The sequence below is a fragment of the Spirillospora sp. NPDC052269 genome (assembly GCF_040679435.1).
Lineage (GTDB): Bacteria > Actinomycetota > Actinomycetes > Streptosporangiales > Streptosporangiaceae > Spirillospora.
The window spans coordinates 13,934-40,180 of record NZ_JBFAUU010000023.1; the positions used below are offsets into that span (position 1 = coordinate 13,934).

The 26,247-nt window shown below is 72.7% G+C and carries 23 protein-coding genes; 13 read left to right on the forward strand and 10 right to left on the reverse strand.

Annotation, left to right across the window (positions count from 1 at the left end; genetic code table 11):
* Window positions 1-13: 13 nt before the first annotated feature.
* Window positions 14-604, forward strand: a complete 591-nt coding sequence (locus AB0L06_RS37095; RefSeq protein WP_500235880.1) for a dihydrofolate reductase family protein — start codon at window positions 14-16, stop codon at window positions 602-604.
* 31 nt (window positions 605-635) lie between these two features.
* On the opposite strand, the gene AB0L06_RS37100 is transcribed toward AB0L06_RS37095, so the two are convergent.
* Together AB0L06_RS37100 and AB0L06_RS37105 are read right to left on the reverse strand one after the other, a co-directional pair.
* A complete protein-coding gene (locus tag AB0L06_RS37100; RefSeq protein WP_500235881.1) occupies window positions 636-995 on the reverse strand; it encodes a tetratricopeptide repeat protein in 360 nt (119 codons plus the stop codon).
* Window positions 996-1,050: 55 nt separating this feature from the next.
* Window positions 1,051-2,433, reverse strand: a complete 1,383-nt coding sequence (locus AB0L06_RS37105; RefSeq protein WP_500235882.1) for a glycerophosphodiester phosphodiesterase — start codon at window positions 2,431-2,433, stop codon at window positions 1,051-1,053.
* A 180-nt stretch (window positions 2,434-2,613) separates the two neighbouring features.
* Here AB0L06_RS37105 and AB0L06_RS37110 point away from each other — a divergent pair, with 180 nt between their 5' ends.
* The 5 genes from AB0L06_RS37110 to tatA all read left to right on the forward strand — a co-directional run bounded on the left by AB0L06_RS37110 (window position 2,614) and on the right by tatA (window position 5,896).
* Window positions 2,614-2,892 (forward strand): hypothetical protein, encoded by a 279-nt coding sequence (locus tag AB0L06_RS37110; protein WP_500235883.1) that lies wholly within the window; start codon window positions 2,614-2,616, stop codon window positions 2,890-2,892.
* Between the two features lie 169 nt (window positions 2,893-3,061).
* The gene (locus AB0L06_RS37115) at window positions 3,062-4,042 is read left to right on the forward strand and encodes a hypothetical protein (RefSeq protein ID WP_500235884.1); all 981 of its coding nucleotides are present in this window, start codon (window positions 3,062-3,064) and stop codon (window positions 4,040-4,042) included.
* A gap of 20 nt (window positions 4,043-4,062) precedes the next feature.
* Window positions 4,063-4,998 (forward strand): threonine/serine dehydratase, encoded by a 936-nt coding sequence (locus tag AB0L06_RS37120; protein ID WP_500235885.1) that lies wholly within the window; start codon window positions 4,063-4,065, stop codon window positions 4,996-4,998.
* A gap of 25 nt (window positions 4,999-5,023) precedes the next feature.
* Window positions 5,024-5,566: an isochorismatase family protein gene (locus AB0L06_RS37125; RefSeq protein ID WP_500235886.1), complete on the forward strand. Its 543-nt coding sequence runs from the start codon at window positions 5,024-5,026 to the stop codon at window positions 5,564-5,566.
* A 45-nt stretch (window positions 5,567-5,611) separates the two neighbouring features.
* Window positions 5,612-5,896 carry a Sec-independent protein translocase subunit TatA gene (gene tatA, locus AB0L06_RS37130; protein ID WP_500235887.1) on the forward strand — a complete coding sequence of 95 codons (285 nt, stop codon included), beginning with the start codon at window positions 5,612-5,614 and terminating at the stop codon, window positions 5,894-5,896.
* Between the two features lie 31 nt (window positions 5,897-5,927).
* Here tatA and AB0L06_RS37135 read toward each other — a convergent pair whose 3' ends face one another.
* A complete protein-coding gene (locus AB0L06_RS37135; RefSeq protein ID WP_500235888.1) occupies window positions 5,928-6,269 on the reverse strand; it encodes a hypothetical protein in 342 nt (113 codons plus the stop codon).
* Window positions 6,270-6,562: 293 nt separating this feature from the next.
* Here AB0L06_RS37135 and AB0L06_RS37140 point away from each other — a divergent pair, with 293 nt between their 5' ends.
* Complete coding sequence (locus AB0L06_RS37140; protein ID WP_500235889.1) at window positions 6,563-6,925, forward strand: ArsR/SmtB family transcription factor; 363 nt, start codon at window positions 6,563-6,565, stop codon at window positions 6,923-6,925.
* Window positions 6,909-9,770 (forward strand): magnesium-translocating P-type ATPase, encoded by a 2,862-nt coding sequence (gene mgtA / locus AB0L06_RS37145; RefSeq protein ID WP_500235890.1) that lies wholly within the window; start codon window positions 6,909-6,911, stop codon window positions 9,768-9,770. Before AB0L06_RS37140 ends, mgtA begins: the two co-directional genes overlap by 17 nt.
* Here mgtA and AB0L06_RS37150 read toward each other — a convergent pair.
* The gene (locus AB0L06_RS37150; protein ID WP_500235891.1) at window positions 9,759-10,010 is read right to left on the reverse strand and encodes a hypothetical protein; all 252 of its coding nucleotides are present in this window, start codon (window positions 10,008-10,010) and stop codon (window positions 9,759-9,761) included. The two genes, mgtA and AB0L06_RS37150, sit on opposite strands and share 12 nt — an antisense overlap.
* Window positions 10,011-10,097: 87 nt before the next feature.
* Between AB0L06_RS37150 and AB0L06_RS37155 the strand changes: the two genes are divergently transcribed.
* Complete coding sequence (locus tag AB0L06_RS37155) at window positions 10,098-10,451, forward strand: hypothetical protein (protein ID WP_500235892.1); 354 nt, start codon at window positions 10,098-10,100, stop codon at window positions 10,449-10,451.
* 25 nt (window positions 10,452-10,476) lie between these two features.
* On the opposite strand, the gene nhaA is transcribed toward AB0L06_RS37155, so the two are convergent.
* From nhaA to mfd, 6 genes are all read right to left on the reverse strand, one after another.
* Complete coding sequence (gene nhaA / locus AB0L06_RS37160) at window positions 10,477-12,360, reverse strand: Na+/H+ antiporter NhaA (RefSeq protein ID WP_500235893.1); 1,884 nt, start codon at window positions 12,358-12,360, stop codon at window positions 10,477-10,479.
* A gap of 41 nt (window positions 12,361-12,401) precedes the next feature.
* Complete coding sequence (locus AB0L06_RS37165; protein WP_500235894.1) at window positions 12,402-13,346, reverse strand: NADP-dependent oxidoreductase; 945 nt, start codon at window positions 13,344-13,346, stop codon at window positions 12,402-12,404.
* A 96-nt stretch (window positions 13,347-13,442) separates the two neighbouring features.
* Entirely contained in the window at window positions 13,443-15,647 is a 2,205-nt protein-coding gene (locus tag AB0L06_RS37170; RefSeq protein WP_500235895.1) for a transglycosylase domain-containing protein, read from the reverse strand.
* 143 nt (window positions 15,648-15,790) lie between these two features.
* Window positions 15,791-16,765, reverse strand: coding sequence for a nucleoside triphosphate pyrophosphohydrolase (locus tag AB0L06_RS37175; RefSeq protein ID WP_500235896.1), 975 nt, complete (start codon window positions 16,763-16,765; stop codon window positions 15,791-15,793).
* A complete protein-coding gene (locus tag AB0L06_RS37180) occupies window positions 16,762-17,430 on the reverse strand; it encodes a SurA N-terminal domain-containing protein (protein ID WP_500235897.1) in 669 nt (222 codons plus the stop codon). The genes AB0L06_RS37175 and AB0L06_RS37180 overlap by 4 nt, the downstream gene beginning before the upstream one ends.
* A gap of 28 nt (window positions 17,431-17,458) precedes the next feature.
* Window positions 17,459-21,007 (reverse strand): transcription-repair coupling factor, encoded by a 3,549-nt coding sequence (gene mfd / locus AB0L06_RS37185; protein ID WP_500235898.1) that lies wholly within the window; start codon window positions 21,005-21,007, stop codon window positions 17,459-17,461.
* A 236-nt stretch (window positions 21,008-21,243) separates the two neighbouring features.
* On the opposite strand from mfd, the gene AB0L06_RS37190 reads away from it, so the two are divergent.
* From AB0L06_RS37190 to cysC, 4 genes are all read left to right on the forward strand, one after another.
* Window positions 21,244-21,837: a TetR/AcrR family transcriptional regulator gene (locus AB0L06_RS37190; RefSeq protein ID WP_500235899.1), complete on the forward strand. Its 594-nt coding sequence runs from the start codon at window positions 21,244-21,246 to the stop codon at window positions 21,835-21,837.
* Entirely contained in the window at window positions 21,834-23,402 is a 1,569-nt protein-coding gene (locus tag AB0L06_RS37195; RefSeq protein ID WP_500235900.1) for an MFS transporter, read from the forward strand. The genes AB0L06_RS37190 and AB0L06_RS37195 overlap by 4 nt, the downstream gene beginning before the upstream one ends.
* Window positions 23,403-23,528: 126 nt before the next feature.
* Entirely contained in the window at window positions 23,529-24,527 is a 999-nt protein-coding gene (locus AB0L06_RS37200) for a class I SAM-dependent methyltransferase (RefSeq protein ID WP_500235901.1), read from the forward strand.
* A 112-nt stretch (window positions 24,528-24,639) separates the two neighbouring features.
* Complete coding sequence (gene cysC / locus AB0L06_RS37205; RefSeq protein ID WP_500235902.1) at window positions 24,640-26,172, forward strand: adenylyl-sulfate kinase; 1,533 nt, start codon at window positions 24,640-24,642, stop codon at window positions 26,170-26,172.
* Window positions 26,173-26,247: the final 75 nt, after the last annotated feature.

Genomic DNA, 26,247 nt, shown 5'->3' on the forward strand with positions numbered 1-26,247 from the left:
AAGGAGGCCGCGCATGGGCAAGGTCATTGCGATCGAGCATCTGACGCTGGACGGGGTGATGCAGGCTCCGGGGCATCCGGAGGAGGATCCGCGGGGAGGGTTCCGGCATGGCGGCTGGGCCGCCGAGCGGCAGGATCCGGCGATGCAGGCGGCCATGGGGACTCGGATGACGGAGGCGTGGTCGCTGCTCGTCGGGCGGGTGACCTACGCGCGGTTCTTCGACTACTGGCCCAAGCAGCCGTCGAACCCGATCACGGACGCGTTCAACCGCGTCCAGAAGTACGTGGTGTCGACGACGATGACCGAGCCGCTGCCGTGGGCGGGGTCGACGCTGCTCGACGGTGACGGGGCCGAGGCGGTCGCGAAGCTGAAGCTGCGGCTGGACGAGAACCTGGTGATCTTCGGCAGCGGGGGGCTCGTCCGGTCGCTGCTGCGGGACGGGCTGGTGGACGAGATGGTCCTCGTGATCCACCCGATCCTGCTCGGCTCGGGGATCCGGCTGTTCGCCGAGGAGGGCGATGAGCTGACCGCGTTCGACCTGGTCGGCTCGGTCGTCACCGAGAACGGGGTGTTCGTCGGGACGTACGCGTTCGCGAAAGGCTGAAGGCCCGTCCCGGGCGGGACGGGCCTTCGGATCAGTCGACGAGGTTCGCGGCGGTCACCGAGACCTCGATCTCGCCGGACGGGGTGACCCCCATCGCGGTGGCGAGCTTGCGGTAGCGGGCCGCCTCGTCGGAGCGGTCGCGGCGCTCGAGCGTCCGGGCCATGGCCTCGTACGCCCAGCCGTTGCCCGGGTCGATCTCGAGCAGGCGGCGGAACGCGTCCTCGGCGCGGCCGAGCTGGGCGCTGTGGAAGTACGCGCGGGCGAGCAGCTCGGCGACGGAGCCGTTGCCCGGCTCGGCCTCGGCGACCGGGGCCAGGATGCGCGACGCCGAGATGTAGTCACGCGCGTCGAAGAACATCTGGGCGCGCTGGAACTCGTCGTAGGTGTTCATCTGCTCCCTCCCGGTCCTGCTGTTCGTTGAACCTTCAACCAGGAGGGTCCGCGTTTCATTCCACGGCGACGTCGCGGAAGGAGACCTCAGGGCCGTCCTGCCCGGACGGCTTGATCCGGCCCAGGTAGAGGTACCGCCCGCGATAGGACGTGTCGGACACGGTCGCCCCGCCGGCGCCCTCGCGCCGGACGGTGATCGTCCACGGCGCGACGATCACCTGGACGCCCACCGTCGTGCCGGGCCGGGTGATCGGCGGGGTCCGGACGGACGTCAGCAGCCGGTGGTCCTTGTAGAGGTCGAGACGGCCGTCCTGGCGTAGGGCGAGGTCGTAGCCACCGGTCCGGGCGCCGTACGGGTCGTCCGTGGGTGAGGAGAACTGGATCGCGGCGGCGTCGGCGCGCCGGGCGCTGAGCCGGTCGAAGCGGACGGTCGCGCGCAGCGTGGAGGAGCGTCCGAGGGTGGCCCAGCCCTGCCGGGTGTAGAGGTCGGCGCGGCCGTACGGGATCGTCCACCAGCCGGGGGCGGTGAAGCGTCCGCGCTGGTAGAGGGTCATGGCGGCGGCGGTCTGGTCCTGGCCCATGTGGCCCGGCCAGTACGTGCCGGTGGCGAACGGGTCGGACGTGCGACGGTAGCGGGATCCGTGCAGGTAGACGGGGTCGTCGGTGTCGATCCCGCGCACGCCGAGCCGGTACAGGCGGTCGCGGCGCGTCTGGGACTCGACGTTGAAGCACGCCACGACCAGCCCCGCCCGGACGTACCGGGCGATCAGGGCGTCCGAGAGCTGCGAGTTGATCGAGACGCGCTGGATCCCGGCCTTCTTGACCTGCGAGGGCGTGGCGGCGTCCGCCTGACGGTCGGTGCCGACGAGGAACTGCGCGGTGATGCCCGCCTTCCGTGCCGCCACCGCGTCCGCGAGCCGGTCCGTCTGCATCTGGACGTGCCCGGCGAGGTGGCGTGCGACGACGTGCTTGATGACGAGGCGAGCCGCGCGGGAGTCCTTGGGGTGAGCGAGGAGCTGCTTGCGCGGCGCGTACTTCGCCAGCACCTCGTCCAGGAGGAGCGGGTGGGTGTCCTTGGCCGTCCCGCCGAACCACGCGTGCGCGTCGATGCGGAGCTTCTTGAACTGCTCGCTCGTACGGGCGTCGACGCGTCCGCGCTCTGGCGTGATGCGGTCGACGGACAGGTCGTGCCAGACGCCGCCGACGCCGTCCTTGAGCACCTGGACGTCGAACTCCAGCAGATCGGCGTCCGGATCGCGGATCCCGGCCTCGAACGCCGAAGCCGTGTTCTCCGGCGCGAGGAACGACCCGGACGCCCGGTGCGCGATGAAGAACCGCTGCGGCAACCGGAACCCGGTGCCCGTCTCCGCGCGGGTCGGGGGTGTCCAGATCGGGACAAGGACGACGGCGGTCACGGCGGCGACGAGGGGGCGGCGCATGGCGATCCTCGCTGGTGGGGGGGCGTGCCCCGGACGCTACTGACCCCGAGTGATCACACCGTGTCATTGAGGTGAACTTGCCCCACATACCTGGTTCTCCGTGTTCGCCCTTATAAGCACGGGATTCCAGTTAGATGTGCACCACTTCGTTCATGTCACCTTCACCCCAGAAGGAGCTCGATGCTCAGGAAGCTGCTCGTCACCGCCGCCACCGGCCTCGTGGCCACCGGCGTCGTCACCGGCGTGACCGCCCCGGCGAACGCCGCCCAGGCGTCCGCGCCGACGGTGTCCGCCGCGCGCTGCCACTCCCACAAGGTGCACCAGCACTGGGAGTGCGTCACCCCGGGGTCGTACTGCCCGAAGGCGGCGCGCCTGCACTACGGGTACGCGTACAAGACGGGCAAGCGGTACCGCTGCGTCCGGTACACCAACGGCCAGTGGCGCTGGAAGCGCGCCTGACACCTTGCGGTAGATGCCGCCCCGGCCCGCCCGGGGCGGTTCTTTTATGCCCGTTCGTTCTGGGACCCGGGCGTCGGGCGGTGGCCGGGGGACGGTGGAGGGCGATCGCGTCCGGCCGCCGGGCAGCAGGGTCCGGCGGGACGCCCGCATCCCGCCCCCGGGAGGAGCCTTGCGTACTCACCACTTCGCCGCCATCGCCGCCACCGCGGCACTCGCGGGCGGTGTCTTCGGCTACCTCGTCCACCCCTCGTCCGGCTCGGCGGCCTCCGCCGTGCCCGTCGCGGCCCCGCGACATACGTCCGGGACGCTGCACGTCGCCCTCAACATGCCCGCCTCCGACCGGACGCGGGCCTCGGCGCTCGGCTTCACCCTCTTCGACGTCGGCCCGGACGAGGTCGGCTCGCTGCCCGGGGACGGCCGCGCGCTGGTCTGGGTCGGGAACACCACGTGCGGCGGCTTCGACCAGTCCGCGAGCGACTTCGGCTCGACCGTCCAGCGCCTCGCCCACGACCCGCGCGTCTACGGCTGGTACCTGTCGGACGAGCCGAACCCCGCCGAGTGCCCCGGCATCGTGGGGCAGATCCGTAAGCGCGCCGACCTCATCCACCGGTACGCGCCGGGCCAGAAGGCGTTCGCGTCGCTGACCGACTGGACGATGACGCCGCTCAAGCCGTCCGCGACGCACCTGGACCTGATCGGCCTGGACCCGTATCCGTGCAGGTCGGACGCGTCGGACTGCGATCCGAAGGCGATCGGGAGGATGGTCGCGCAGGCCGACCGGGCCGGGTTCGCGCGGGCGATGATGGTGCCGGTGGTCCAGACGTTCGGACAGGGGTGCAGCGCGGGCGAGAAGAACTGGAAGTTGCCGACCTCCGCGCAGCTCACGACCATCCTCAGGCAGTGGGACGCGCTGGTGCCGCGGCCCGCGTTCGACATCAGCTACTCGTGGGGCCACCAGTCCGACTGGGCCTGCCCGACGCTCGCCGACTCCCCCGGCCTCCAGCAGGTCATGAAGCTCCACAACACTCGTCCGGCGCGGCGTCCGACCACTCCGGAACCGAGCACGCCGGGCACACCCAAGCCGACCTCGCCGGAACCGACGACGTCGCCGAGCTGCGCGGCGACGCCGGGCGGGCAGGATGGGACGTGATCTCACCCGAGGGAGCCTCCATGATCGAGAAGTCGGACGTCCGCGCCGCCGCCGCCCGGATCGCCGGGCATGTCCGGCGGACGCCGGTCATGGAGAGCGACGCGTTCGGCGTCCCGCTGTGGCTGAAGCTGGAGCAGACGCAGCACGGCGGGTCGTTCAAGGCGCGCGGCGCGTTCAACCGGCTGCTCCTCGCCGCCGAGCGGGACGGCCTCCCGTCCGCCGGGGTGGTCACGGCGTCCGGAGGGAACGCCGGGCTCGGGGTCGCGCACGCCGCCGCACGGCTCGGGACGCCCGCGCGGGTGTTCCTGCCGCGCAACGCGCCCGCCGTGAAGGTCGAGAAGCTGCGGGCGCTCGGCGCGGACGTCCGTCCGGTCGGCGAGAAGTACGCGGACGCGCAGGAGGCCGCGCTCAAGGACGTCGCCGACACCGGCGCGCTGCTCTGCCACGCCTACGACCAGCCGGAGATCGCCGCGGGCCAGGGCACGATCGGGCTGGAGCTGCTGGAGCAGACCGGCGGCGCGTTCGACACGGCGCTGGTCGTGGTCGGCGGCGGGGGCCTGATGGCCGGGATCGCGACCGCGCTGGACGGCGAGGCGAAGGTCGTCGCGGTCGAGCCCGAGCGGTGCCCGACCCTGCACACGGCGCTTGAGCTGGGCGAACGCACGACCGTCGCGGTGTCGGGGGTGGCGTCCGACTCGCTCGGCGCGTCCGAGATCGGCGAGATCGCGTTCGATGTGGCGCGGCGGACGGGCGTCCGGTCCGTCCTGGTGCCGGACGAGGCGATCGTCGAGGCGCGGCGGGCGCTCTGGGAGCGGCACCGCCTCGTCGCCGAGCACGGCACCGCCGCCGCGCTCGCGGCCCTGCTCACCGGGGCCTACACGCCCGCGGCGGACGAGCGGATCGCGATCGTGGTGTGCGGGGCGAACACCGACCCGTCCGATCTGGTGACCCGGTAGCCCATCCGGTGCCACTATGTCCGACATGAGCGAAATCACTGTGACTCCTGAACGCACGGCCCTGGTCGCGATCGACCTGATGGAGCGGATCGTCGCGCTGCCGACCGCCCCGCACAGCGGCACGGACGTCCTCGCCCGGTCGCTGAAACTGGCGGACGCCCTGCGCGAGGCCGGCGGGTCGGTCTTCTGGGTGCGCGTCGAGCGTCCCGGCGTGGACGAGCAGCCTCCGGGCAGCGGCCTGTCCCCCGAGATCGAGGTCGCCGCGTCCGACGTGGAGGTCGTGAAGCGGACGTGGGGCGCGTTCCAGGACACCGAGCTCGAGGCCGAGCTGCGGAGGCGCGGCGTCGACACGATCATCCTGACCGGCCTGGTGACCAACTTCGGCGTCGAGTCCACCGGACGCGTCGCCGAAGAGGCCGGGTTCCGGACGATCTTCGTCGAGGACGCCATGAGCGGCGTGGACGCCCACGCGCACGAGTTCGCCGTCGACTACGTCTTCCGGAAGCTCGGCCCGGTGGCGTCCGCGGACGAGATTCACCGGGCCGTTGTTTGCTCGCTTGCGCGATGACTTTAGAGTGGTGATGGAAACGTCCCTGGAAGGAGTCGAGTCGCCATGGGTGAGCTGTCGCCGTCGCACTGGCTGATCGTGATCATCGTGGCTCTGCTGCTGTTCGGCTCGGCGAAGCTGCCCAAGATGGCACGCTCGCTCGGGCAGTCCGCGCGGATCCTCAAGGCCGAGATGAACGGCCTGCACGACAAGGAGAAGGACGAGGACGCCCCCGCGTCCCCGTCCTCCCCTTCACCCGAACCCCGTCAGGTCGCGCAGGCCGCTCCCCCGGCGGAGGCCGCCCCGCGCCTGGTCAGCCAGGACGGCCAGGCCGTCGACCGCCAGGGCTGACCATGACGGGCACGCCCGCCCGGCCCGCCGCCTAGTGCGGGCCGGGGCGGCTGCGTGTGATGATCCAGTCGACCGTGTGCTGGGTGCGGGTGATGCGCTTGCGGACGTGCGGCTTGACCGGCGGCGCGGACGGGCCGGCCACGACACGGCCGGCCGGCGGGACGGCCACCCGGGCGGGCTCACCGGCGCTCTCGGCCGCGACCTCGGCCAGCGCGGACAGCAGGCGGGCGGCGCGGGCCAGTTCGCGCAGCGCCTCCGCCTCACCCGAGGTGGTGTCCGCGGTCAGCGCGCCCGTGTACAGCGCCTCGACCTCCGCCATCCGGACGCCGAGCGACAGCGTGGCGGCGTCGGCCGCCTTCTTCCCCCGCTTCATGCTCAGTGGTGCTCCCTCCGCGTTTCCCCGTACGTCCAGCAGTGTCTCCGCGATCACTCATTTGCGCAATCACTTTAATGTTCTCCGCACTCACCTCGTTTGATGCGCGCCGCAGCCGAGAGGTTGCCCTCCGGAGCCGATCCGGCCGGACGGATCTCACCCCGGACCGGACGGATCCCACCCCCGGTCGGACGGGCGTTTTGGATACCCTCGTACCAGAGCGGCGCCCACGCGGGGGCGGCTCATGGACGGCGCCGCACGGGCGGGGCCACGAACGGGCGGGAGGCGCACCGGTGAAGGAGCGGACGCGGGACACGGCGCGGCCCCCGGAGACGCTCTCGCCCGAGCTGCTCCAGGAGGCGGCGGGCCGCTTCGGCATGCTCGCCGCCACGATGCGCCTGCACATGGTGTGGGTGCTCGCGCAGGGCGAGCAGGACGTCAGCTCGCTGGCCGAGAAGGTCGGCGGCACGGTGCCCGCGGTCAGCCAGCACCTCGCCAAGCTCAAGCTGGCCGGGCTCGTCCGGTCCCGCCGGGAGGGCCGCCACCAGGTCTACGTGGTGGACGACCCGCACGTCGCGGCGATCGTCGCGCAGATGGTCGCCCACCTCCAGGGCGTCCCCGTGGAAGCGGCCCCCGTCCGTGGCCTCGGCGCCTGAGTCCGAACCGTTCGGCCTCGCGGCCCCGGCCGCCGAGGACCTGGTCGTCCCGCCGCCCGCGGACGCGCCGGACGACCTGCCCGACCTGCCCCGCTCCCACGCCATGCTCGCCGGGTACGCGGAGCGTCCGCCGCTGTCGGTGCTGCGCGGCCTGGAGACCTCCGCGCGCGGGCTGACCGAGGCCGACGCCGAGGACCGGCTGCTCCACCAGGAGGCGACGGCCACGTCCGCCGGCTCCGGGCGGGCCGTCCTGCTGCGGCATCTGCTGGTCGTCGCCAGGGACCCGTTCGTGCTGGTCCTGGTGCTGCTGAGCGCGGTCACCGCCGTCACCCGCGACCCGGCGGGCGCGGCGCTGATCGGCTCGCTGGCCGTGCTCAGCTCCCTGCTCCGGCTGCGCCAGGAGCGGCGCGGCAACCGGGCCGCCGCCGAGCTGCGCGCCCTCACCACGACGACCGCGACCGTGCTGCGCCGCGCCGACGCCGGATCCGCCGGCGTCGAGCGGGAGGTGCCGGTCGAGCAGGTCGTCCCGGGGGACGTGGTGCGGCTCGCGCCCGGCGACATGGTCCCGGCCGACCTGCGGCTGCTGAGCGCGACCGGGCTGCGCGTCGACCAGGCCGTCCTGACCGGCGAGTCGCTGCCCGCCGCCAAGCGCGCCGCGTGGACGGGACGGGCCGCGCCGCCGCCCGATCCGGACACGCCGCTGTTCGACCGTCCCGAGCTGTGCCTGATGGGGACGAGCGTGGTCAGCGGCACCGGCACGGCCGTGACGATCGCGACCGGCCCGCGCACCCACTTCGCCGCGCTCCAGCGGGACGTCCCGCGCGCCGCGCCGGAGACCGCGTTCGACCGCGGCGTCCGGACGGTGTCCTGGGCGCTGATCGCGATGGTCGCGGCGGCCGTGCCGATCGCGCTGCTGTTCACCGAGCCCGGCCGCACCCCGTGGTCGCACGCGCTGCTGTTCTCGGTGTCGATCGCGGTCGCGCTCACCCCCGAGATGCTGCCGCTGGTCGTGACGACCACGCTGGCGCGCGGCGCGGCGGCGCTGACCCGGGACGGCGTGATCGTCAAGCGGCTGCCCGCCGTCCACGACCTCGGCGCGATGGACACGCTGTGCGCCGACAAGACCGGCACGCTCACCCTCGACCGGCTGTCGCTGACGTCCCATGTGGACGCGTCGGGCGGGCCGGACGAGGAGGTCCTGCGCTGGGCCCGGCTGAACGCCTGGTTCGCGGCCGAGCTGGTGCCCGAGGCCGCCGGCGACACCATGGACGACGCGCTGCTGGACGGCGCCGAGCCGCCGTCCGACGACGTCCACGCCGTCGACGCCGTCCCGTTCGACTCCGACCGCCGCCGCGCGACCGTGGTGCTGCGCCGGGACGGCCACCTGGGCCGCGACCTGCTGGTCACCAAGGGCGCGGTCGAGGACGTCCTGCCGCTCTGCGACCGCGTCCGGACCGCGGCGGGCGACGTGCCGCTCACGCCGGACGAGCGGGACCGGCTCGCGGCGCTCACCGAGGAGCGGTCCGCGACCGGCGAGCGGCTGCTCGCGGTGGGCGTGGCGGACCGTCCGGCCTCCCGCCGCGACTACGCGCCCGGCGACGAGCGCGGCCTCACGCTCGTCGGATTCGTCGGGTTCCGGGACGAGCCCGACCCGTCCGCCCCCGCCGCGCTCGAACGGCTGGCCGGGCTCGGCGTGGCGCTGGTCGTGGTGACCGGCGACCACCCCCTCGTCGCCGTCCGGACCTGCCGGGACACCGGCCTCACCCCGGGCCGCGTGGTGCTCGGCACGGAGCTGGACGACCTCACGGGCGCCGAGCTGGACGCCCTGCTCACCCGCCCCGACGGCTCGTTCACGCCGGACGGCGCCACCCCGGTGTTCGCCCGGGTCGACCCGCGCCAGAAGGCCCGGGTCGTCGGCGCGCTGCGCCGCACCGGCCGGACGGTCGGGTTCCTCGGCGACGGCATCAACGACGCGCCCGCGCTGCGGGCCGCCGACGTCGGGATCTCGGTCACCGGCGCGGTGGACCTGGCCCGCGAGTCGGCCGACGTGGTCCTGGCGGGCCGCGACCTGTCGGTCCTCGCGCACGGCATCACCGAGGGCCGCCGGACGTTCGGCAACGGCGTCAAGTACATCCGGATCGCGGTGACCTCGAACCTGGGGAACGTCGTGTCCATGCTGGCGGCGAGCGTGCTGCTGCCGTTCATGCCGCTGCTGCCGCTCCAGGTGCTCGTCCAGAACCTGCTGTTCGACGTCTCGCAGCTCTCCCTGGCCCAGGACCGGGTCGACCCGGCGTCCCTGCGCGGCCCCCGGACCTTCGACCCGCGCGACCTGGCCCGGTTCGTGGCCGTGTTCGGGCCGCTCGGCGCGTTCTTCGACCTGGTCTCGTTCGGGCTGTTCTGGTGGCTGCTGGACGTCCGGACGGGCGCGGGCGGCGAGGCGCTGTTCCACACCGGGTTCCTGGTGGAGAACCTGCTCGGGCAGGCCCTCACCCTGCTGGTCCTGCGCGGCCGCGGCCGCCGCCGCGGATCTCCGCGGGCGGCCCGGACGGTCGTCGCGGCGGCCTGGCTGCTCTCGCTGACCGCGCTGCTCGTGCCCCTGTCGCCGCTGGCCGGGCCGCTCGGGCTGGTGCCGCTCCCGCCGGCCGCGATCCCCGTGCTGGGGGCCGTCCTGGCCGGGTACTGGGCGGCGCTGGTGGTCGTCCGGAACCGCTACTTCAGGGCAGAGAACCCCGAAGCGGACGCCCTCGCGGCGGTCGACCCGAGATCAACGGGCGACCCGGGATCAACGGGCGATCCGGGGGCGGCGGGCGATCCGGGGGCGGCGGGCGACGCATCAGTGGCGTGACCGGTCGGTCTTGTCCGGGCTGCCCTCCTCGCCCAGCTGCCTCTTGATCCGGTCGCGTTCGGCCTCCAGATCGGCGATCTGGCCCTCGATCTCCTCGCGCATCTGGAGATCTTGGCCGGAGTCGCCGAAATCCTGCGGGATGGCGCCGTACTCGGCGCCGAGCCCGGTGTTCTGGCCGCGCAGCCGGTTCAGCGCCGCCTCGACGTTCTCCAGCCGTTTTCGCAGGTCAGAAGCGCTCATGCCGGATGATATTCCCGTCCATCAGGGCACATAACGCACGCCAGACCCGGGAATCACTCAAATAAGGGACAAAGGAGGGGGAACGGTATGGTCCGCCGACACGACAACGAGGAAGAGCAGCAGCGGTACGAGGCCGAGATGGGCGACGACGAGCAGGACTACACGACCCGCTCGACCGAGCGCTACATCGAGGATCCGCCCGAGGACCTGGTGATCCAGGACGATCCCGACCCCGGGGACGGACGGCTCGGCATCCTCCGCGAGACCGGCGAGGAGTACCGGCGCGGCGACCGGCGGCGCGAGGAGACCGCCTGGGAGGACCGTCCCGCCGAGATCACCGCCATCCGGGGCCCCGGGGGCGAGTGCCCGGACGAGGACGCCTTCGCCGACGACCTGCACGCGCAGACCCGCCCCGGCGGCTACTCCGCGGAACCGGACTGACCGTCCCGGCCGCCCCTCCTCGCGACTACTCCGATGAACCCGGCCGGCCGTTCCGGCCGCCCGCCGAGGCGATGGCCGCCTCGACGGCGGCGGAGAACGCGTCCAGATCGTGGGAGCCCCCGTACTCGACGCCGTTCAGGAAGAACGTCGGCGTCCCGGTGACACCCGCCCGCTTCCCGCCCCTCCTGACCTCTCCCACCCTGCGTTCCAGCTCCCTGACGTCCTCCCAGGGGAAGAAGCCCAGCCGTTCCGAGTAGGCGAGCAGGTCGCGGTCGTTCAGCGCGAGCTGGTGCTCGAACAGCAGACGGTGCATCTCCCAGAACCTCCCGTGGGACGCCGCGGCCTCGGCGACCAGCGCCGCGGGCATCGCGTGCGGGTGGATCTCCTGGAGCGGGAAGTGCCGGAACACCAGCCGCAGCCGGTCCCCGAACCGCTCCTTCAGCTCGTCCACGACGGGCTGGACGGCCCCGCAGAACGGGCACTCGTAGTCGCCGTACTCGATCAGCGTGACCGGGGCGTCCGGCGGACCGAGGACGTGGTCGGCGGACGTGACGGGCGGCAGCGGCTCGCGCGCGGCGACCGGCACCGCCACGGCCGAGACCGGGGCGCACACGCCTCCCCGGTTCCAGGCCAGCCGGAAGATCACCCAGCCGAGCCCGGCGGCCAGCAGCGACCCGGCCAGGATGCCGATCTTCGCCTGGGACTGCAGGTCCGGCCGGTCGTTGAAGGCGAGGTCGGTGATGAACAGCGACACCGTGAACCCGATGCCCGCGACCGCCGCGCCGCCGAGCAGCTGCCCCCACACCAGGCTCCCGGGCAGGTCGCCCCAGTTCATCCGGAGCGGGATCCAGGTGCCGAGCGCGATCCCGGCGAACTTGCCGACGACCAGGCCGAGCATCACGCCGAGCGTGACCGGGGATGTCGCGGCCCGGCGCAGCGACTCCGGGTCGAGCCGGACGCCCGCGTTGGCCAGCGCGAACAGCGGGACGATCACGTAGCCCGTCCACGGATGCAGCATGTACTGGAGCCGCTCGTTGACCGACACGGTCGACACGACCGAGCGGTGCAGCTCCCGCGCCAGCTCCGGGCTCGGGTTCCGCTGAAGCCTCTGCATCAGCTCCCCGGCGCGCAGCCGCGCGGTGTCGGGCGGCGCGTACACGTTCACCAGGACGCCCAGCAGGATCCCGGCGATCGTCGGGTGGACGCCGCTGCGCAGCACCGCCACCCACATCAGGAACCCGAGCAGGAGGTAGACCGGCCCGCGCCCGACCCGCAGCCACCGGACGGCCACGATCAGCGCGAACAGCCCGAACGCGACGAGCAGCGGCACGACCGCGAGCTCCTTGGTGTAGAAGATCGCGACGACCAGGATCGCGCCCACGTCGTCCACGACTGCCAGGGTCAGCAGGAACACCCGCAGCGGGTCCGGGCAGCGCGCGCCGATCACCGCCAGCAGCCCCAGCACGAACGCCGTGTCGGACGCCATCGGGATGCCCCAGCCGCCCGAGCCGGGCCCGCCGACGTTGACCGCGTAGTAGAGCAGCGCCGGGACGATCATCCCGCCGAGCGCGGCCACCGCCGGGACGGCCACGACGCGCCGGTCGCGCAGCTGCCCGACCTTGACCTCGCGGCTGATCTCCAGGCCGATGACGAAGAAGAACAGCGCCATCAGCCCATCGTTGACCCACTCCCTGAGGGTCAGGCCCAGCACGTGGTGGCCGAGGATGACCGAGAGCTCGGTCTCCCAGAAGTGCTCGTAGGTGTCGCGGAAGGGCAGGTTCGCCCAGAGCAGCCCGGCCGCCGTCGCGGCGAGCAGCACCAGCGTGCTGCCGGTCTCGGTGGCGAGGAAGGCGCGCAGCCCCTCCGGGCCGCCGCGCCCCCGCTCCGCGGCCGGTTCGAAGGACTTCATCAGGCCGGACGCTCCGCCCATCGGGCCGTCTCCAGCCGCGCTCAGAGGCGGATCACGGTCTTGCCGCGCGCCCCGCCGCGCTTGGCTTCGGCGATCGCCGCGGGCGTCTCGGACAGGTCGACCTCGCGGCTGACGCGCACCGAGAACTTCCCGCGGTCGATCAGCTCGGCGAGGACCGTGAGCAGCTCACCGGACGCCTTGTTCTGGAAGTTGTAGGCCTTGATGCCGCGCTTCTTCAGGCCCGCCGTGTTCGCCTGCCCGATCGTGGACAGGACGACGCCGCCCTTCTTCAGCACCCCGGCCAGCAGGTCGAGCCGCCGCTCGTCGTCGACCAGGTCGATCAGGACGTCCAGGCCGTCCGGGTGGGCCTCGGTGATCGACTCGAACAGGTCGCCGTCGCGGTGGTCGACGGTCTCGTCCGCGCCGAGGGTGAGCATCATCTCGGTCATGTCGGGCGGCGCGGTGGCGATCACGTAGCCGCCCTTCAGCGCCGCGAACTGCACCGCGGCCTGCCCGACACCGCCGGTCGCGCCGATGATCAGGACGTTCTTCCCGTCCTCCACCTTGGCCTTCTCGACCATGTTGTAGGCGGTCATGCTCGCCGTCGGGACGGCCGCCGCCTGGCTGTAGACCATCTTCTGCGGCATCGTCGCGACCGGGCCGTCCTGCGCGCCGATGGCGAACTCGGCGTAGCTGCCGAGGCCTCGCGGGATGCCGCCGAACGACCCGTACACCTGGTCGCCCACCCGGAACCGGTCGACGCCCTCGCCGACCGCCTCGACCACGCCCGCGCCGTCCTGGCCGAGGATCAGCGGGAACCGCGCCTCGAGGACGTCCTTCAGGTAGCCGTCGGCGACCTTCCAGTCGAACGGGTTCATCCCCGCGGCGACCAGCTTGACCAGGATCTCGCCCGGTCCGGGCTCCGGCCGGTCGAGGTCCATGAGCGACGGCGTGGCGCCGTACTCCGACACGGCGATGGCACGCATGCGGCTCCCCTCGTCTTCCCCCCGTCGGGGATGATCTACCCAGGGGTTCGGGAAACCACACGACCGCGCAGGTCAGAGCCCTGCACGGCTCTCGGATCAGGGCTGGGGACTCGGCGAGAGGGTCGGGGACGGCGGGGTGGTCGGCGAGGTGCCGCCACCCTTCTTGTCGCCACCCTTCTTGCCCTTCTTATCCTTCTTGTCCTTCTTGGACGGGTCGGTCTCGCCGTCGCCCATGCTGAAGTAGTGCGACGGCGGACTGTGGAAATCGGTCCCGGACGTGCCGTCCAGCGCGGCCGACATCGTGTCCTGCCAGATCGGCGCCGGGATCGTCGCGCCGAACACCTCGCCGTAGCACTCCCCGCTCATGCACAGGTTGTCCATCGGGTACTTGTAGCCGCCGCGCGGGTCGCCGACCCACACCGCGGACGCCAGGTCCGGTGTGTACCCGGCGAACCAGGCGGCGGAGAAGTTGTCCACCGTGCCGGTCTTCCCGGCCGCCGGGCGCCCGATCCCCGACCCGGCCGCGGTGCCCTTCGTGAGCACGCCCTGCAGGATGTAGTTCACGGCGTCCGCGACGCCCTTGTCGAGCACCTGCTTGCAGCCCGCCGACGGCACCTTCATCGCCTTGCCGTTCGTGTCGGTCACCGACGTGATCGCGACCGGACGGCAGTACTTCCCGCGCGCGGCGAACGTCGCGTAGGCCGAGGCGAGCCGCAGCGGCGACACCGGGTTGAAGCCGAGCGTGAAGGACGGGTACTCCTCCAGCGGCTTCCCGTTGGCCTGCCGCATCCCGAGCTTCTCGGCCATCTGCACGGTCTCGCAGAGCCCGATCTCCTTCTCGAGGCCGAGGAAGAAGGTGTTCACCGAGTGCCAGGTGCCCGTGACCAGCGAGAACTGCTGGCCGCCCTCGCCGTCGGCGGAGTTGCGCAGCGAGGCGTTCGGGTCGCCGACCCGCTTGCCGTCGCAGTTCCGGTAGCCGGTCGGGGTGAACGACGTCGGCGCGTCCATCATGGTCCCGAACGGCATGTCGTCCTGGAGCGCGGCGGCCAGCGTGAACACCTTGAACGTGGACCCGGACTGCATGCCGATGCTCGACCCGTGGTCGGCGTCGGCGGCGAAGTTGATCCAGGTCTTGCCGCGCTGGTTGTCCGGGCCGAGGTCGCGGTCGACGGCCATCCCGCGGATCGCGCCCGTGCCCGGCTCGACCAGCGCCTCGGCGGCGGCCTTGTGCGCGGAGTTGCGCGGCGGGACGTGGCCGTCCACCGCCTTCTGCGCCGCGTTCTGCGTCTTCCAGTTCAGCGTCGTCCGGATCGTGAGGCCGCCCTGCTTGAGCAGCTTCTCCCGGTCCGCCTTCGTCTTCCCGAACGCCGCGTTCGTCAGGATCTCCCGCTGCACGTAGTCGCAGAAGAACGGCGCGGAACTGCTCACGCAGCCGTTGCGCGCCTGGTGCACGTGGAGCTGGACGGGCTGCTTGGCGGCGGCGTCCGCGGTGGCCTGCGGGATCCATCCCAGCTGGGCCATCCGGGCGAGCACCACGTCGCGGCGCTGGCGCGCGGCGTCCGGGTGGTTCACCGGGTCGTAGGCGAAGGGGTAGCGGACGATGCCCGCGAGCAGTGCCGCCTCCGGCAGGTTCAGCTGCGCCGCGTGCTTGGAGAAGTAGTGCCGGGACGCCGCCTCGACGCCGTACGCGCCGTCCCCGAAGTAGGCGATGTTCAGGTAGCGGCGCAGGATCTCGTCCTTGGAGTACCGCTTCTCCATCGCGACCGCGTACCGCAGCTCGCGCATCTTGCGTCCCGCCGACAGCTCCGTCGCGTCCTTGCGCTGGGTCGCGGTGGTGGCCTGGGTGAGCAGCAGGTTCTTGACGTACTGCTGGGTGATGCCCGACCCGCCCTGGGTGACCTGCCCGTGCCCGAGGTTGCTGATCAGCGCGCGCAGCGTGCCCTTGGAGTCGAGCGCGCCGTGCTGGTAGAACCGGCTGTCCTCGATCGCCAGGACGGCCTGCCGCGCGACCGGCGCGATCTTGGCGAACGGGACGTCGATCCGGTTCTGGAAGTAGAACGTCGCGATCGAGCTGCCGTCCGCCGCGAGGATCGTGGACCGCTCCGGCACGCCGCTGGTGTCGACGCCGTCCGGGACGTCCTCGAACCAGCCGGCGGCGTCGCGCGTGGACACCCCCGCGGTGAAGGCCGCCGGCAGCAGCAGGAGCGCGACCAGCACCCCGGCCAGCGTCGCGAAGCCGAACAGCCCGCGCACGGCCCGGAGCTTGTCCGGCGTCTCGTCGTCCCGCAGTCCAGGCAGCACCGCCCCAGGGTAAACGGCTGACCAAGCCCCGGCCAGACCTTCGCCGATCTTCCTCGGGACGGTCCGGATCCGGTCGCAGGGCCCGTGGCAACGGCCCTGAGACGCCCTGGGACGATCACCCGGACGCGGTCACCCGGCCGCCGTCACTCCGATTCGGCGGGGTGCTTCCGCTCCCACGCGCGGACACGGTCCGCGAACGCCCGGGCCGCCGCGCGCAGTTCGGCCTCGGCGTCCACACCCTCCGCCTGAGCCTGCCTGACCAGCGAGAACAGCCGGGATCCGAGGTCGGAGCCGGCCACCTCGTAGTCGTCCTCGGGCAGCTCTACGCGCGCCGCGCGGCGCTGCAGCTGCGCGGCGAGACTCAGCGCGGGCTGCCCCATCGGGACGCCGTCCAGCACCGAGGCTGCCTCGCCCTTCTTCTCCGCCCGCTCGGCCGCCTTGATCTGCTCCCAGTTGGCGTTCACCTCGTCGGCGTCCCGGACGGTCACGTCCGCGAACACGTGCGGGTGCCGCCGGACGAGCTTGTCGACGATCCCCGCGGCCACGTCGTCGATGGTGAACGCGGTGTCGTCGTCCCGCTCGGACGCCACGACCGCGTGGAACGCGACCTGCATCAGCACGTCGCCGAGCTCCTCGCGCAGCGCGCCGTAGTCGCCGCCGGAGATCGCGTCGTCGACCTCGTACGACTCCTCCAGGAGGTACTTCATCAGCGACTCGTGGGTCTGCTTGCGGTCCCACGGGCACTCGCGGCGCAGCGTGTCCATGACCGTGACCAGGTCGAGGAGCCGCGCGCCCGGCAGGTCGTACGAGCCGTGCAGCGCCTCGACGTCGAGCGGATCGTCCACGACCCGCTGCCCGATCTCGCGCATCAACCGCTCATCGCCGTCCTGCCCGGCGACCCAGACCACCCCGGGTTCCCGACGCGCCAGGTCGACCAGCGCGGACGGGTCCGGATCGGTGACCTGCTCGGCGTGGATCCCGGCCTCGGCGAGGTAGGGCAGCAGCGGATGGTCGTTCCGCGCCAGCACGCGCGGGGCCGAGCGCAGCGCCTCCCAGGCGCGCCAGGTCAGCAGGCCGGGCGCGACCCGGTGGGAGGTCGCCAGCAGGATGAGACTCATGGGTTATGCACACCTGATTCGAAAGCGGACAGCCGGTACACGACCGGGTCGATCGTGATCTTCTCCGGGTCGTACACGCCGTACCGGGGGTTGAGGCGGATCTTCAGCTCCTTCGCCGCGTCCGTGAACGCCTTGGCCACCCGCTTGAACGCCTGCTGCGTCGCGGGCGACTGGGCGTTCTGGTCCGCGCCGAACCGCTCGATCAGCTTGAGCTCGATCACCTTCGACCGCGCCATGTCCCGCACCCGGTCCGTCGGCAGGCCGAGCAGGAGGGTCCGGGACACCGCGTTCACCGCCGGGTCCTGGTTCAGCAGCGCGACGACCTGGGAGACGTCCCCATCGGTCGCCTCGACCCCGTTGTCCTTCGCCGCCCGGTCCGCGATCTTGAGGTAGACCATGGTGTTCAGGGTCATGCGGAGGTCGAGCTCGCTCACCTTGGAGGGATCCAGCAACTCCTGCTTGCGCTGTTCATCCCGAATGGCGTTGGCCTGGGGATCGGCATTGATCTGCGGCTTCCATTCCCGGACGGTCCCGTTCAGTGTGGCGACGCCGATCCGGTCATCCCCCACCAGCGCCGCGGCACCCGCGCTCACCTGACCGCACCCCGACAGCAGGACGGCCGACAGCGGCAGGGCGGCGAGTGCCGTGATCCTCGTCTTCTTCATGATCGAAACCCTAGGCATGATCGAAACCCTAGGCCCGCGCGGGTTCGAGGAACAGGGCCTCGACGAGGTCGGTGGCCCATTTCAGCAGCTCCTGGTCGCGCAGCGGCGTCCCGCCGAGCGGCTTGGTCTTGGGCGCCGGGACGAGCAGCGTGTTCGTCGCCGGCTTCAGCAGGCTCTTCGGGTAGAGCCGCTGCAGCCGCACCTGCCGCGAGTCGGGCAGGTCGGCCGGCGCGAACTTGATGAACGTGCCCTGGACGACCACGTCGCTCAGCCCCGCCTTCCGCGCCTTCGCCCGGAACCGCGCGACCTCCAGCAGGTTCAGCACCGGGACGGGCAGCGGGCCGAACCGGTCCTTCAGCTCGTCCGCGACGGCGGCGATCTCCTCGTCGGAGGCGATCGCGGCGATCCGGCGGTAGGCGTCGAGGCGGAGCCGCTCGCCCGGGATGTACTCGTGCGGCAGGTGCGCGTCGACCGGCAGCTCGACCCTGGTCTCGGGCAGCTCCTCGGCCCTCGCGCCGCCCTCCTTCAGGTCCCGGACGGCCTCGCCGACCATCCGGACGTACAGGTCGAACCCGACGCCCGCGACGTGCCCGGACTGCTCCGCGCCGAGGATGTTGCCCGCGCCGCGGATCTCCAGGTCCTTCATCGCGACGTACATGCCCGCGCCGACCTCGGTGTGCTGCGCGAGCGTCGCGAGCCGCTCGTGCGCGGTCTCGGTCAGCGGCGACTCCGGCGGGTACAGGAAGTAGGAGTAGGCGCGCTCGCGGCCGCGTCCGACGCGTCCGCGGAGCTGGTGCAGCTGCGACAGGCCGTACATGTCGGCGCGGTCGACGATCAGGGTGTTGGCGTTCGGGACGTCCAGGCCGGACTCGACGATCGTGGTCGCCACGAGCACGTCGAAGTTCTTCTCCCAGAAGTCGACCATGACCTTCTCGAGCTCGTGCTCGTTCATCTGGCCGTGCGCGACCGCGATCCGCGCCTCCGGGACGAGCTGCTGGATCTGCGCCGCGACCTTGTTGATCGACCGGACCCGGTTGTGCACGAAGAACACCTGTCCCTCGCGCAGCAGCTCGCGCCGGATCGCGGCGCCGATCTGCTTCTCCTCGTACGGCCCGACGAAGGTCAGCACGGGGTGCCGCTCCTCCGGCGGGGTGAGGATCGTGGACATCTCGCGGATGCCCGTCAGGCCCATCTCCAGGGTGCGCGGGATCGGCGTCGCCGACATCGCCAGGACGTCCACCTGGGTGCGCAGCCGCTTCAGCTCCTCCTTGTGCTCGACGCCGAACCGCTGCTCCTCGTCGATGATCACCAGGCCGAGCTGCTTGAACCGGGTCTGCGCCGACAGCAGCCGGTGGGTGCCGACCACGACGTCCACGGTGCCCTTGGCCAGGCCGTCCAGGGTCTCCTTGATCTCGGCCTCGGTCTGGAACCGGCTGATCGGCTTCACGGTGATCGGGAACGCCGAGAACCGCTCGGAGAACGTCGACAGGTGCTGCTGGACGAGCAGCGTCGTCGGCACCAGCACCGCGACCTGCCGCCCGTCCTGGACGGCCTTGAACGCCGCCCGGACCGCGATCTCGGTCTTGCCGTAGCCGACGTCGCCGCAGATCAGCCGGTCCATCGGGACCGGCCGCTCCATGTCGGACTTGACCTCGTCGATCGCGGCGAGCTGGTCGGGCGTCTCCACATAGGGGAAGGCGTCCTCCAGCTCGCGCTGCCACGGGGTGTCCGCGCCGAACGCGTGGCCGGGGCTCGCCATCCGCGCCGAGTACAGCCGGATCAGCTCGCCCGCGATCTGCTTGACCGCCTTGCGCGCCCGCGTCTTGGCCTTCTGCCAGTCCGCGCCGCCGAGCCGGTGCAGGCTCGGCGCCTCGCCGCCGACGTACCGGGTCAGCTCCTCCAGCTGGTCGGTCGGGACGAACAGCCGGTCGCTCTTGGCGTACTCCAGGATCAGGTACTCGCGGGTCGCGCCCTGCACCTTGCGGCTGACCATCTCGACGTACCGTCCGACGCCGTGCTGCTCGTGCACCACGTAGTCGCCGGCCCGCAGCTGCAGCGGGTCGATGCCGCCGCGCCGCCGGGACGGCATGCGCCGCATGTCCTTGGTGGACGACTTCTGCCCGGACAGGTCGGTCTCGGTGAGGACGGCGAGCTTCACCTCGTCCCAGACGAACCCGTTCTCCAGCAGGCCCGTCGACACGTTCACCAGGCCCGGCTTCGGCTCGCCCGGAAGGTCGGTGAGCGTCGCGCCGAGCCCCTCCTCGCCGACCAGCTGGACGAGCCGCTCGGCGGGCCCGTGCCCGGCCGTGACCAGGACGACCCGCCAGCCGCCGTCGATCCACGCCTTGAGGTCGCCCATCACCCGGGCGGTGTCGCCCCGGTACGCCTCGGCGGGGTGGACGCGCAGGTCGAGCTCCTCCTCCTGGGTGAGGGCGGAGACCGTCCAGCGGTGCAGGCCGAGCGCGTCGTTGTGCTCGACGACCTCCTCCAGCGACCGGAACGCGGCCGCGCCGAGGTCGATCGGGGCCTCGCCGCCGGCCGCCGCGTTCACCCAGCTCGCGTCCAGGAACTCCTGGCTGGTGCGGACGAGCTCGACGGACCGCGTGCGGATCCGCTCCGGCTCGCACACCAGCAGCGCCGAGCCCTTGGGCAGCAGGTCGGTGAGCAGCTCCATGCTCTCGGCGAGGACGGGCGAGAACGCCTCCATGCCCTCGACCGTGTCGCCGTCGGCGATCCGCAGCAGGATCTCCTCGAGCGCCGGGTGCCGTCCGGCCAGGTCGCGGGCGCGCTCCCGGACGGTGTCGGTCAGCGGCAGCTCACGGCACGGCGGGGCCCACAGGCCGTCCCGCGCGATCTCCAGGGACCGCTGGTCGGCGGCCTTGAAGTAGCGGATCTCCTCGACCGTGTCGCCCCAGAACTCGACCCGGAGCGGGTGCTCCTCGGTCGGCGGGAACACGTCCAGGATGCCGCCGCGGACGGCGATCTCACCGCGCTTCTCGACCAGGTCGACGCGGTGGTACCCGGCGTCCACGAGCCTGCGGACGATGTCGTCGAGGTCGGCGTCCTCGCCGCTGTGCAGCCGCACCGGCTCGAGATCGGCGAGCCCGGCCACGATCGGCTGCAGAACGGCCCGGACCGGCGTGACCACGACATCAAGCCGGCCTGCTTTCCCCAACCAACCAACCCCGTCCGACCTCCCGGCTGCACCTTCGTCCACATCCGGGTGGACGAGCCGTCGCAGGACGGCGAGGCGCTGGCCGACGGTGTCAGAGCGGGGCGACAGCTTCTCGTGCGGGAGGGTCTCCCAGGCGGGGAAGTGCGCGACGCGGTCGGTTTCGAGGAGGCTGGTGAGCGCGGAGGCGAGATCCTCGGCCTCGCGCGCGGTCGCGGTCACCGCCAGCACGACCCCGCCGTCACCGGCGGGGCCGGTGCGGTGCAGGGCGCGCGAGAGCGCGGCTCCGAGGATCGGCCAGAGGGACGGCGGCGCCACCACGGACCGGGGGTCGTCGGGGCTGGCCAGCGCGGTGCGGAGCGCCTCATCGGTGTAAGCGAGATCAACAAGTCCAGAAAGCGTCATCACAGCCTGCAACGTCATCGCCCCGCCGAACAATCCGCGGCGCCCGCTGCCACGACCTGATTCGGGGCAGCCCGAAAAGCCGGAGAATCCACTACCACCCCGGTACACGCCCCACCCTACGCGGCGCCCACGACAACCCGCGCGGACTCGTCCCACTCGCCGCGTCGCGCATTCGGCCGTAAATCGTTTGACGCCATCGTCTAATCTGAGACATCGATGTCGCAAACGAGACACTGATGGGTAGCATGCGAAGCACAGACGAGATCATCGAGGCCGCGAACCGGCACCTGACCGCCGACCCGATCGCCTCGATGGCCCAGCTGGCCGAGGCCGCCGGAGTGAGCCGCGCCACCCTGCACCGGCACTTCGCCACGCGGGAGGACCTGCTGCGCGCGCTCGGCGAGGCCTCCGCCCGCCGCTGGGAGGAGTCCCAGGACGCGGCGGACATCGACGCCGCGGCCGCGTCCGGCGACCCGGACCGCCTGGCCACCGCCCTGCGCGCGATGCTGACCGCCTTCGTCGTGGACGCCGGCGACTTCGGCTTCGCACTCACCGACCACTTCGTGAACCACCTCCCGGAACTGGTCGAGTGGGCCACGCGCCTGGAAGAGCGCGAGATCGCCTTCTACGCGGCCTGCCAGGACGCCGGGGTCCTGCGCGCCGACCTGCCGGTCCGCTGGGTGAGCAACACGGTCTACGGCCTGATGATCAGCGTCCGGGAGAGCCTGCGCCGCGGCGACGTGGCCCGCCGCGACGTCCCCGACCTGCTCCTCGGCACCTTCATGACCGGCGCGGGCCCGACCGAGAACGACAACGGAGGAAGACCATGACGACCGCGAAGCCGGTCGAGGGGACCCGGCGTCCGGACCAGGACGCCCGGACCGGAACGCCCGCGCCGCATCCCCGGCGGTGGGCGGGGCTGGCCGTGCTGTCGGCGAGCCTCCTGCTCGTCGTCATGGACATGACCGTCCTGAACGTGGCGCTGCCGGAGATCGCCGCCGACCTGCGGCCGGACTCGATCTCGCTGCTCTGGATGGTCGACGTCTACTCGCTCGTCGTGTCCGGGCTGCTGGTCACGTGGGCGGCCGTCGGCGACCGGTGGGGGCGCAAGCGGATGCTGCTCACCGGGTTCGCCCTGTTCGGCCTGGCCTCGCTGGCCGTCATGTGGGCGAACTCACCGGGCGCGGTCATCGCCGTGCGCGCCCTGCTCGGGGTCGGCGGCGCGATGATCATGCCGTCCACGCTGTCGATGATCCGGAACCTGTTCACCGACCCGCGCGAGCGCGCGACGGCGCTCGGGATCTGGGCGACCATGGCCGCGCTCGGCGGCGCCCTCGGCCCGATCCTGGGCGGCGCGCTGCTGGAGGCGTTCTCCTGGCACTCGGCGTTCCTGGTGAACGTCCCGGTCATGGCCATCGCGCTCGTCGCGGGCTGGTTCCTGCTGCCCGAGTCGCGCAACCCGAGCCCGGGTCCGTGGGACGCGCTCGGCGCGGCCCTGTCGATCGTCGGGATGGTCGGCCTCGTCTACGCGATCAAGCACTTCGGCAAGGACGGCGTCACCGGCGAGTCGCTCGCCGCCGCCGCGGTCGCGGTCGGCGCGCTGGGCTGGTTCGTCCGGCGCTGCCTGCGCCGCGAGCACCCGCTGCTGGACGTCCGGCTGCTGCGCGGACGGGCGTTCTCGGCCGGAGTCGTCACCGCGCTGACCGTGAGCGTCGCGGCCGCCGCGACGATGCTGCTGCTCGCGCAGTGGATGCAGGTCGTCCAGGGGTACTCGCCGCTGGAGTCCGGGATCCGGCTGCTGCCGGAGGCGGTCGGCGCGGCGGTGTTCTCGCCGCTCGCCCCGGCCATCGCGAACCGGATCGGCGCGCGGGCCGTGCTGTCCGGCGGACTGCTGCTGATCGGCGCCGGTTTCGCGGCCCTGTTCCTCGGCCCCCAGCCGCTCGGCTATCCGACCGTCGCGGTCTCGCTGTTCGTCGTCGGGGTCGGGCTCGGCGCGCTGGCCGTGGCGTCCGCGGTGATCATGGCGGGCGCGCCCGCCGAGCGGTCCGGCAGCGCCGCAGCGTTCGAGGAGACCAGCTACGAGCTGGGCGGCGCGCTCGGCGTCGCGGTCCTCGGCAGCGTCGCCGCCGTGATGTTCCGGAACGGGCTGCCGCTGTCCGACCTGGCGTCCGCCGGGATCACCGGACGGGCCGCCGACCAGGCCCGCGAGTCCATCGCGGGCGCGATCGAGGTCGCCGGCCCGGGCGGCGCGCAGGTGGTCGAGCAGGCCAAGTCGGCGTTCACGACGTCCCTGGAGTGGACCGGGATCGCGGGCGGCGCGCTGATGCTGGCCGCCGCCGTCGCGGTCTGGCTGCTGACCCCGCGCGACCTGGACCTGACCGAGGTCGAGCACTGACCCGGCCCGAGGACGCGGCGGGCGGGTTTCGGGCGGACCGCAACACGCTCGTGCGTCTTCCCAGGAACCCGCCAAGAAAAGATAAATAGCGGACACTGTGCGATCTCGCGGCTACGCTGCGCACTTGTGACCGATCTGCGCACCACACCGGTCAGCCCGGACGTCCTGTTCTCCGAACGCGTCCGGCAGTACGCCGCCGACCGGGCGCCGCACCGGCTGCAGCTGCTGGAGGCCGGCTGCGGGTGGGGGCATCCGCTCGACCTCGGGCGACTCGACGTCCAGGCCACCGGCGTGGACCTCGACCTGCCCGCGCTGCGCGCCCGCACCCGCGCCCGCGCCGACCTGGACGCCTGGCACCTGGGCGACCTGCGGGACGTGCCGATGCCGCCGCGCGCCTTCGACGTGGTCCACGCTCCCTACCTGATCGAGCGGCTGCGCAACGCCGAGCTCGTGCTCGACCGCATGGCGGCCGCGCTCAAGCCCGGCGGCCTGCTCCTGGTCCGGATGCGCGACCGCGACACCGCCTTCGGCTTCCTCGACCGCAACGTCCCCGGCCTGCTACGCCGCCTCGCCGTCCGCGCCGCGTCCAGCCGCGTGCCCCGTCCTCGTCCGGCGGCCCGCCGTCCGGCTCCCGAACCGGAGCACGTCTCCGGGACGCTGGCGCCGGAGCCGCGCGACGGCTTCCGGCTCGACGACGCGACGCCGCCGGACGGACTCCCGGTGATCGGCGCGCTGGTCGACGACGCGCTGGTCGACGGCGTGGCGGAGGCGGGCGCGGCGGGTGGGCGTGCGCGTGTGCCGGGTGGGCGCGCGGCGGCGAGGCGCCTGGTGTCCGGACGCGCGGACGGGAACGGGGGCATCCCGCTGCCGCCGCCCGCGCCGACGGTGTACGACCGGGTCGCGTCGCGGGCCGGGATGGAGTGGTACTGCGGGATGCGCGGCCTGGTCGTGGCCGAGCAGTACGCCTCGCGGGACTGCATGACCGTCCTCGGCGCGGGGACGGGGCTGGTCGCCGCGGCGTGCCGCAGCGTGGCGGCGGCGAGCCGGGGGCGGCTGACCGCCTCGCACTCCGAGGTGGTCCTGGTGATCCGCAAGCCGGAGAACCGGTACGCCAGAGTGATCTGACGGAACGGCGTGCGAGATGCGCGGCGGCCCGCGGGCTCGGTAAATTCCTGCGGTAAACCCCTAGTGACCTGGATCGGCCCGGCCTGTGCGCCGGGCGGGATCGGAGACCGCGGTGACCGCCGAAGCCGGCCTTCCCGACATGCTGCGCGACCTGCCCACCTGGACGCCCGACCCGGTGGAGCTCGCGGATCTGGAGCTGCTGCTGTCGGGCGTGTTCCGGCCGCTGCCGGGGTTCCTCGGGTCGTTCGACACGGCGATGGTGATCGCCGGCGGGCGGCTCGCCGACGGGACGCCGTGGCCGGTCCCGGTCACGCTGACCGTCCCGAAGGAGCTGACGGCGCACGAGCGGGTCGTCCTGCAGGATCCGGAGGGCGTGCCGCTGGCCGTCCTGACGGTCGGCGAGGCCTGGCAGGACCCGACCACCCAGAGCTGGCGGCTCGCCGGTCCGCTGGAGGCGCTGCGCGCGCCCGCGCACGGGCCGTTCCACAGGCTGCGCCGCCGTCCGGAAGAGATCGAACCGGTCGAGGGCCCGGTGTTGGCCGTCGCCGTTCGCGAGCCTCTGCACCGGCGTGGTCTCGGGCAGATCCGTCAGGTCGCGGAAGGGTTGGGCGCGCGTGTGCTGGTCCTGCCGCTGCTGAGCGGCGGTCATGACGAGTCCCTCGTGCGCGCGCTTCTCGCCGTCCGGCGGGAGCTGCCGGAGGGCACCCGGGTGATCCCGGTGCCGCTGCCCGCCCGCCCCTCGGCCACCGCCCGCGCCGCGGCCGGTGAGCACGCGCAGGACGCCGCCAACGGGCGCGACGCGGACGCTGAACGCGACACGCTCCTGCGCGCGCAGGTGGCCGCCGCCTACGGCGCGACGCATCTGCTGGCGTCCGCCGAGGTGGAGGGCACGGCGATCCCCGTGATCGTCCCGGAGCCTTGGGCCTACGACGCGGACGTGGAGGTCTGGCGGCCGGTCGCGCGCATCGAGCCCGACCACGTCAAGGCGGAGCTGACCGTCGAGCAGCTCGGCGAGCTGCTCGACCGCGGGGAGCCGGTCCCCGACTGGTTCACCCCGCCCGCCGTCGCGGCCGAGCTGGCCGTCGCGCGCCCGCCGAAGCACGAGCGCGGCCTCACGGTCTTCTTCACCGGACTGTCCGGGTCGGGCAAGTCGACCATCGCGCGCGGCGTCTACGACGCCGTCGTCGAGCGCGGCGGGCGCACCGTCACCCTCCTGGACGGCGACGTCGTCCGGCGCCTGCTCTCGGCGGGCCTGACGTTCTCGCGCGGCGACCGCGACCTGAACATCCGCCGCATCGGCTTCGTCGCGGCCGAGATCACCCGGCACGGCGGCGTCGCCGTGTGCGCGCCGATCGCGCCGTACGCGGCCACGCGCGCCGAGGTCCGCCGGATGGTCGAGGCGGCGGGCGACTTCGTCCTCGTGCACGTCTCCACGCCGCTGGAGGAGTGCGAGCGCCGCGACCGCAAGGGCCTGTACGCCAAGGCGCGCGCGGGGCAGATCCCCGAGTTCACCGGCGTCTCCGACCCGTACGAGGAGCCCGTGGACGCCGACCTCACCCTCGACACGTCCCGGATGACGCCGGACGAGGCCGTCGCGGCCGTCGTCGGCCTGCTCACGGACGGCGCCTGGCTCCGCCCGGAGTAGGGGCCCCACCCCGGCAAGGGGGCTCCCGCGGTTTTGGGAGTGCCCGCAACGGGGGTTTCCCACAGCGGGGTTTCG